Below are 7155 nucleotides of genomic sequence, written 5' to 3'. Positions count from 1 at the left end.
CTGAAAGCACCGCACTGAAGTATTACGAGGGAAAGTTATCCAATCCGCCACCAACGACCTGCGGCAAGAAATATGTCATCTTCATCACCGATGGACAGCCCACCCAAGGCATGAATAACGGGTATGTGTATCCGCCCTTGGGCAGCGCTTCGGCGCAAATGTTCGGCGTCACCTCCATCACCGCCAGCACCTGGAGTTCAACCAACAACAACGCGGTGGTAGAAGCCATTCAGGAAATCCAAAAACTCGCCCAAAAAGGCATCAAAACCTATGTACTGGGCGTGGGTTCCGCCGTCAATCCCAATGTGCCGGGTGCAACCGCTGCCGATCAGGCCGTAGCCCTACAGGGTCAGGCCGTGCTCACCGCCATGGCCCAGGCGGGGGGCACCAACAGCTTCTATGCCGCAACCTCCGCCTCGGCCGTGCAATCCGCCATGAACAGCATCGTCGCCAATATTCTCGGCAAAAGCGTTTCCGCGTCTTACGGCGCGCCACCGTCCGCAACCACGGGGTCTTTGGAGTTTTTGCTCAAGAATGTCAACCCGATCACCGGACAGGGCGACCTCTACGCCTATGCGCTACAAAGCAATGGTACGCCAAGCTCCAGCGCATCCTGGGACGCTAATACCTACATGAGCACCAGCAATCGGAGTGGCGCCCTGTACACTACCACGCCAGGTGGCGCCAATGGCGCGGGGGCGGAAAGCTTGCTGCCCAGCGTGGCCTCGAAGACGCCCGGCGCTTTTGGCACGCTGCCCACGAACCTGACAGCCAGCACCATTGCCAGCTACACCATCGACCCGTCTTACAGCAGCGGCGCCTATCTCGGTGGGCGTTACAACGGCTGGTACATGGGTCTGCCCAGCTCCACCCCGCCGCAAGTGCTCCCGGCCCCCAACAACGGGCAATTGCTCGGTGCAGGCGGCGTCACCAACAGTTATCTCTCGTTCGCGAGCAGTCACGCCAACCGCCAGAATGCGGTCCTCTTCAGCGATAACGATGGTTTTCTGTACGCCATGGGCTACAACAATACCGGCAGCCCTACCCTGCTCTGGGGTTGGATGCCCCAGGCACTGCTACCCCAACTCCAGAATTACAACACCTTCTGGCAGGGCGCGAATATGCAGGGCGGCTTCCAGACGATCGATGCCACAAATGGTTTGGCACAGTGGCATACTTATGTGGTCGGCAGCGCGGCCAATGGCGGCATCCTCTACGATCTCCAACTGACCGGGACCACCGCTCCCAACCTGAAACAAACCGTATGGGAGGATGATCTGGGCAGTAATTACAGCCAGCCGCTGCCCAGCAATCCGGTATTTTATCAGTATCAGGCCGAGGGCACCGACTTCGGCCAGACCTGGGCGCTATGGGTCGACAACAGTTCCGTCAGCGGAACCACGACCAGTTACCTGATAGGGGTCAACGTCGGCACCGGGCAGAGTTTTCAGGATACCCTGCCTTTCGATGACACCGCCACCCCCTACATCGACGCCAGCGGGAATCTCTATCTGGGCGACTACGCCGGTAATCTGTATGAAATACCCTCCGCCACCCTGCCCACCCTGCTGGCGCCCGGCAACAAGACGCTCACGCTGGCCAAGGACTTTGCGACCAAAGCGGCCATTGGCAATTATTCGTCGCAATGGTCGACGGGCATGAGTGGCACCAATCCGGGCCAAGTGCAGTACATAGGCGGCACGTACTATCAGGGCAAAAACTATCTGCGCGTACAGGGACCCAACGGCATCACGATCTTTTCACAACTGAATGGCACCTGGTCTCCGGCTTGGACCGCCTATGCGGGCGGCACCGGCAATTGGAGCGGCGGCGCCTATACGACACCCGGCACGGGCGTCAATCCGCCCATCACGCCTTTACCACCGGGGGCCGTTATCTCCGCCCCCGCCCTGATCAATAGCGGCGCTGTCATTCTGCCCGTTACCGTGCCGCCACCTGCGGGCACCTGTGGAGATAACGATGCTTACTACTACCTCTATGCGCTCGACAACGGGGTGTTCCCCAGCGGTACTTTCACCGACAGCACCGGAAAGGCCATTACCGACAGACTTTTCGTGGGTTACGGAACCGCCTTCACGCCGACCATCACCAGTTTCAATGGTCGCGCCATGTTGCAGGGCGCGGCTAACAATACCGGCTCGTCGGGAACATTCCCCACGAGCTTTGGTGCCGGACTGCCTTTAGGTGGCCCTGCGGGATGGAAGTTCATCAATTGATGCCCCGGAGGGCTTATATACCAAGGCAATCGGCGCTCCACTCACCGCAAATGGCGCCAACGTTTCCGGCGTAGCACTGGGCAACCAATATGCAGGCGCGCCCACGCAATCCGGAAATCACCTACTGATCCCCTTGGGCAATGGCACTATTATGCCATTCACCTTGGCCCCTCCCCCCGTCTCACCCGTAGGATGGCGGAGTCTTATTCAATGAGATCTAGATACAGAAGCATCGGACAGGTTGGTGAAGTTGCCATGCATCATCCCTGACAGCTTCGGCTGCGGGATGCCCATGCGCTTGGCCGCCGCTACAAAAAACTTCTAAAAATGATTTCGGCTTGTTCGATAGCGCGTTGCGCGGCGTCTTGAACGTCGGCCACCACGAAATCGGTCATGGTGCGCCCCTGAAGCTCGGCGGCGCGCTTGAGCATCGAATGCATATCGGTGCTGATCCGGGCTTCGAGGCGGGCGGTGGAAAACGGTTGTGGCATGGGCTTACCCTCCTGACCACGATTGTGCGGCAAATTGCCGTACATCACAACGCCCCTTGACAACCCGATTTCCGCTCTCTGAGGCGGTCTTCTCAAGGTGGTAGGGAGAGCTTGGGCTTCGGTGTATTGCGCAGCAATATCGGGCGATGCCGCCTCGGCGATATAGCGGTAAAGCTCGGCAAGTTGCTCTTGGGCTTCCGGGCTGAATACGACGCGATAGCTCATCGCGTCTTGGCGTGTTCGGCGGCCAAGTGGGCACGCACCTGCAGCGACCTCTTCCCCGGCCGCGATCCGCGACCTCGAACGGTTACGAGCGTTTCAGTGAGGGGAAAGCCGCCTAGACAGCGTTCGCCATTTGTACTAACGTTGTCACTGCTCATCGTTCCGCCCGTCTGGGGCTGCGCGCTACACCGGAACAAGAGGCCATGTTGCGTCGCGCTGTAGAGGTGATGAGTGGAAAGGAGTGGCTGCTTCCTTTTTTTCCTGGCTAAGCGCAGAATGATAAGCATGTTTAACGTGTTTATCGAGAGGTGTTTATGATTGGGGTTCGTCTGTCCAGCGACATCGAGAAGCGTCTGGATGCGTTGGCAAAAGCAACAGGGCGCACGAAGACCTATTACGTCCGTGAGGCTATTTTGGAGCATCTGGATGATATGGAGGATGCTTATTTGGCCGAAGCAGCCTTGGAGCGTGTCCGGCGCGGGGATGAGCGCGTATTAAGCAGTGAGGAATTCTGGCGTGGTCTGGAGGATTGAGTACGCGGAGTCTGTTCAGAAAGACGTACGGAAGATTGATGCACAAGAGCGTAAACGCATCCGAGATTTTATCGAGGTTAAAGTGGCCAACCTAGAGAATCCCCGCAGTTTGGGTAAACCGCTTTCAGGGGGTCTCAGCGGTCTCTGGCGTTACCGAGTAGGAAGCTTCCGTATTGTTGCGAATATTGAGGATCGCGATGTACGCATTCTCGTCGTGAAAATCGCCCACCGGAAAGAGGCTTATCGTCAGTAAATAAGTGCATTAGAAGGTTTCTTTGCTTGCCGAAAGCCGCCTAGACAGCGTTCGCCATTTGTACTAACGTTGTCACTGCTCATTTTTCATGCTGGGGATGCTTCCATGACGACGAAGGTTGTTTCTTCTGCTCATCGTTCCGCCCGCCTGGGGCTGCGCGCCACACCGGAACAAGAGGCCATGTTGCGTCGCGCTGCAGATGTAGCGCACAAATCTCTGACCGATTTCGTTTTAGACAGCGCCTGCCTTTCCGCCGAGCAGACCTTGCTCGACCAGCGGTTGTTCATGGTGACTGGCCGACAATATCAGGACCTGCTGGATTTGTTGGAACAGCCGGAACAGGTCAACGGGGGCCTGCGGGATCTGTTCTCCCGCAAGGCGCCGTGGGATGTATAACGCGCCCGTCCCGCTGGGGCCTCAGCACAAGCTCGATGATTTCGATTGCGGCAAACCGGCCCTCAACGACTGGTTGATTCACCACGCGCGCATGGCTGCGGGGAGCGGTTCGGCCAAGACATTCGTCGTTGCGGATGATGGCTTGGTGGTGGGCTACTTCAGTCTCACGGTTGGCCAGGTGGACACGTTGGATGCGCCAGTGCGTATTCGTCAAGGCATGGTGCGCTATCCGTTGCCTGTGGTCATTTTGGCGAGGCTGGCCGTATCACAACAGGAGCAAGGGCGAGGCATCGGTTTTGGTCTGCTGCAGGACGCCATTCGGCGCACATTGCTGATCGCCGAGCAGGCGGGTATCCGGGCGATTTTGACCCACCCCATTGACGAGGAAGCGTCTAGTTTCTATCTGCGTTTCGGGTTCGTCCCATCACCGCTGCAAGACCAGCAATTATTGCTGCTTCGCAAATAGGAAGAATTCCGACGATGGCGCTGTTTTCCACTACAATACGATACTAGGGGTGGCGCGCAAGGAGTTCAGTTCATGGCAACCGGGAAAGATGTCGGGATATCCAGCACGTCGCTGCTGGTGCTGGCCGGAGGGCGGGGAAACCGGTTGGAAGCACCCGCAGGTGACTCATCATCGAAAATGGTCTTGAACCCCATGCAGGTGGCGACCGTTACCGGCCACAAGACATTGCAAATACTGAAACGCTATACTCACTTACGGGCTGAGGACTTGGCGAAGATGTTATAGGATGAAGACTACCCAGTATTTTCAAACAATGCGGCTGCGCCCGGACAGGGCGGGCATTGATATGGAATGGATACGAAGGACTATCGAGCATCCCGACCGTGAAACCATACAAGACGATGGTCGCATACGCAGGTACAAAGCCATACCTGAGGCGGGTGGCAAGTATCTCCGGGCAATCTTGCTAGCGGATGGAGAAACAGTGCACAACGCTTTTTTTGATAGAGGATTCCAGCCATGAAAATCCAGTATTTTCAGGACACCGACACACTGTATATCGAGCTGCGGGCGTGCGACGTGGGCGAAACCAGAGACTTTGACGAAAACACCTTGATCGATGTGGATGAGCATGGAGAAATCTGCGCTCTCACCATCGAACACGCCAGCGCCCGCGCTGATGTGCCGCATTTTTCATTTGAACAGATCGGTAGTGAGCGCCGGGTCGCGGTTGGGTAATAGCCTTTAGGTGGCGCGCAAGGAGTTCAGTTCATGGCAACCGGGAAAGATGTCGGGATATCCAGCACGTCGCTGCTGGTGCTGACCGAAAGGCGGGGAAACCGGTTGGAAGCACCCGCAGGTGACTCAAGATGATGGACCCTTACGATCATGTTGATGTCTGGCTCAATGCCGTGCAGGACCTGCTGGGTTTCTACAGCGAGGCGGTGGTCGCGAACTTTTACGACACCCTGATGCGTGCCGAGGCTTCGGCGCAGATCCTGAGTTTCCTTTCCGATGCCGAAATGACCCATCTCAAGGCCTGTCAGGTGCGTTATCTGACGCGGATTCTTTCACCGGGTCTCAGCCAGGAACAGCATATGTCCATGGCGAGAGAGGTCGGCTTGCACCACACCTGGGTTGGTTTGCCTGCGGACGTCCTGGCCCAATCCTTTCAGGTCTATCGCGCTGTGCTGGAAGACGCCATTTATTCCGATTTGACCAACAGCGCCACGTTGCAGTCCATCATCATGGAGCGCCTCAGCAATGATCTCTCATGGCAACTCATGGCCTATACCGAGACCGAAAATGAACGGGCGAATACCCTTGAACATATTAGACAGATCATTTCCGCAACCATTAATCGAGAAGACATCATACGGGAAACACTGCAGCGTATTGTCAAAGTTCCAGGGATCGCCGGCGTCGAGATCATTAGTGTTGGAGAAAAGTACGGTCTGCATTGTGAATTGGGTTTCGGCCATACGTGGTGTGCTACCAACCCAAAGAATTTATTATTGCAGGCTTGGCTTGACGAAAAACCAGTTAATATCAACAGCATTCAGAAGGAGTTGGCGCCAGAGGCGTGGGCCAAAGCCCAAGCCATCGGCCTACGTTCCATGGCAATACATCCTATCCTGAGCGCTACCGGAGCCCCGCAAATGCTCATGGCCTTATACAGCCCGTGGCCGGGATATTTTCATCCGCCCCGGCAACAGAGCTTTTGGGTATCTCTCGAACAACACTTGGGCGATCGTCTGGAGATGTTGAAACATGGTTCCGTTATCCGTCCCGCTCCTTCCGGCAGTTTGCGGGATCCCTGAATATGGGCTGCGTGGCGGTCTTTCCTTTGGGAGTTCTGCCTGAGTGTTTCCCTTGTCTTGACGATCCTCAGGAATATATCAATACTACAAAAAACATACAGGAGTTGGACAATGGAAATGCGCCAAGATCACGTCATCCGTCTGCTCGAAGCCTTGGCGTCGCCCGTCCGGCTGGATATTTATCGCCTGCTGGTGGAGCACGAACCCGACGGTCTCGTTGCCGGGGACATCGCCGTACGGCTCGATATTCCCGGCAATAGCATCTCTTTTCATCTCAAAACCCTGCAATATGCCGGCTTGGTAAGCGGCCATCGGGAAGGCCGCTACCAACGCTACCGGGCCTGCCTGATGGCGGCAGAGGGGCTCATTGCCTATCTCACGGACAACTGTTGCGGACATCGGCCTGAACTATGCGCTCCGTGCGTGACCACCGACGTAAAACCTTCCCTTTCCTGCGCAGCGTCGAGGACTTAATGAAAACCCTGAATATCCTGTTTTTGTGCACTGGCAATTCCTGCCGTTCCATCCTTGCCGAAGCCACGTTCAATGCCCTCACGGGCCCGCACATGCATGCCATGAGCGCCGGGAGTCACCCGACGGGGTTTGTGCATCCCCGCTCGCTCGCCCTGCTCCAGCGCGCGGGTATCCCCACGGCGGGTCTGTACAGCAAATCCTGGGATGACCTACCGGGAACACCGGACATCGTCATCACCGTCTGCGCCAGTGCCGCCGGTGAG

The 7155-nt window shown here is 56.8% G+C and carries 11 protein-coding genes; 10 read left to right on the top strand and 1 reads right to left on the bottom strand.

The window, feature by feature from the left end; genetic code table 11:
- On the top strand, positions 1–2237 hold a 2237-nt coding region (locus tag HF921_RS09765; RefSeq protein WP_215893737.1), incomplete at its 5' end, for a pilus assembly protein.
- Between the two features lie 308 nt (positions 2238–2545).
- Here the strand turns inward: HF921_RS09765 and HF921_RS13355 are convergent.
- Positions 2546–2953 carry a type II toxin -antitoxin system TacA 1-like antitoxin gene (locus HF921_RS13355; protein WP_226834435.1) on the bottom strand — a complete coding sequence of 136 codons (408 nt, stop codon included), beginning with the start codon at positions 2951–2953 and terminating at the stop codon, positions 2546–2548.
- 311 nt (positions 2954–3264) lie between these two features.
- On the opposite strand from HF921_RS13355, the gene relB reads away from it, so the two are divergent.
- The 9 genes from relB to HF921_RS09710 form a co-directional block, all read left to right on the top strand.
- On the top strand, positions 3265–3483 hold the full coding sequence (relB, locus tag HF921_RS09750; RefSeq protein WP_064218308.1) for a type II toxin-antitoxin system RelB family antitoxin: 219 nt from the start codon (positions 3265–3267) through the stop codon (positions 3481–3483).
- Complete coding sequence (locus HF921_RS09745) at positions 3467–3736, top strand: type II toxin-antitoxin system RelE family toxin (RefSeq protein WP_064218307.1); 270 nt, start codon at positions 3467–3469, stop codon at positions 3734–3736. Before relB ends, HF921_RS09745 begins: the two co-directional genes overlap by 17 nt.
- A 105-nt stretch (positions 3737–3841) precedes the next feature.
- Positions 3842–4132, top strand: a complete 291-nt coding sequence (locus HF921_RS09740; protein WP_064218306.1) for a type II toxin-antitoxin system TacA family antitoxin — start codon at positions 3842–3844, stop codon at positions 4130–4132.
- Positions 4125–4598: a GNAT family N-acetyltransferase gene (locus HF921_RS09735; RefSeq protein ID WP_064218305.1), complete on the top strand. Its 474-nt coding sequence runs from the start codon at positions 4125–4127 to the stop codon at positions 4596–4598. Before HF921_RS09740 ends, HF921_RS09735 begins: the two co-directional genes overlap by 8 nt.
- Before the next feature lie 72 nt (positions 4599–4670).
- Positions 4671–4883 (top strand): hypothetical protein, encoded by a 213-nt coding sequence (locus HF921_RS09730; RefSeq protein WP_215893738.1) that lies wholly within the window; start codon positions 4671–4673, stop codon positions 4881–4883.
- Between the two features lie 234 nt (positions 4884–5117).
- Complete coding sequence (locus HF921_RS09725) at positions 5118–5336, top strand: DUF2283 domain-containing protein (protein ID WP_064218303.1); 219 nt, start codon at positions 5118–5120, stop codon at positions 5334–5336.
- A 131-nt stretch (positions 5337–5467) separates the two neighbouring features.
- A complete protein-coding gene (locus tag HF921_RS09720) occupies positions 5468–6418 on the top strand; it encodes a protoglobin domain-containing protein (RefSeq protein ID WP_215893012.1) in 951 nt (316 codons plus the stop codon).
- Between the two features lie 111 nt (positions 6419–6529).
- Entirely contained in the window at positions 6530–6892 is a 363-nt protein-coding gene (locus HF921_RS09715; protein WP_215849508.1) for an ArsR/SmtB family transcription factor, read from the top strand.
- The coding region (locus tag HF921_RS09710) for an arsenate reductase ArsC (protein ID WP_215893736.1) at positions 6892–7155 on the top strand (264 nt) is incomplete at its 3' end. The genes HF921_RS09715 and HF921_RS09710, both read left to right, overlap by 1 nt.

It is taken from the genome of Acidithiobacillus ferriphilus, from assembly GCF_018854775.1.
In the GTDB taxonomy this organism is placed as follows: domain Bacteria; phylum Pseudomonadota; class Gammaproteobacteria; order Acidithiobacillales; family Acidithiobacillaceae; genus Acidithiobacillus; species Acidithiobacillus ferriphilus.
The sequence above is the reverse complement of the archived record's forward strand: the minus strand, read 5'-3'. Positions and strand labels throughout refer to the sequence as shown.

Bases quoted from the DNA above. Each gene is read 5' to 3' on its own strand.
- HF921_RS09735 (WP_064218305.1), top strand. From the start codon at position 4,125: ATGTATAACGCGCCCGTCCCGCTGGGGCCTCAGCACAAGCTCGATGAT.
- HF921_RS09740 (WP_064218306.1), top strand. From the start codon at position 3,842: ATGACGACGAAGGTTGTTTCTTCTGCTCATCGTTCCGCCCGCCTGGGG.
- HF921_RS09725 (WP_064218303.1), top strand. From the start codon at position 5,118: ATGAAAATCCAGTATTTTCAGGACACCGACACACTGTATATCGAGCTG.
- HF921_RS13355 (WP_226834435.1), bottom strand. From the start codon at position 2,953: ATGAGCTATCGCGTCGTATTCAGCCCGGAAGCCCAAGAGCAACTTGCC.
- HF921_RS09720 (WP_215893012.1), top strand. From the start codon at position 5,468: ATGATGGACCCTTACGATCATGTTGATGTCTGGCTCAATGCCGTGCAG.
- HF921_RS09730 (WP_215893738.1), top strand. From the start codon at position 4,671: ATGGCAACCGGGAAAGATGTCGGGATATCCAGCACGTCGCTGCTGGTG.
- relB (WP_064218308.1), top strand. From the start codon at position 3,265: ATGATTGGGGTTCGTCTGTCCAGCGACATCGAGAAGCGTCTGGATGCG.
- HF921_RS09715 (WP_215849508.1), top strand. From the start codon at position 6,530: ATGGAAATGCGCCAAGATCACGTCATCCGTCTGCTCGAAGCCTTGGCG.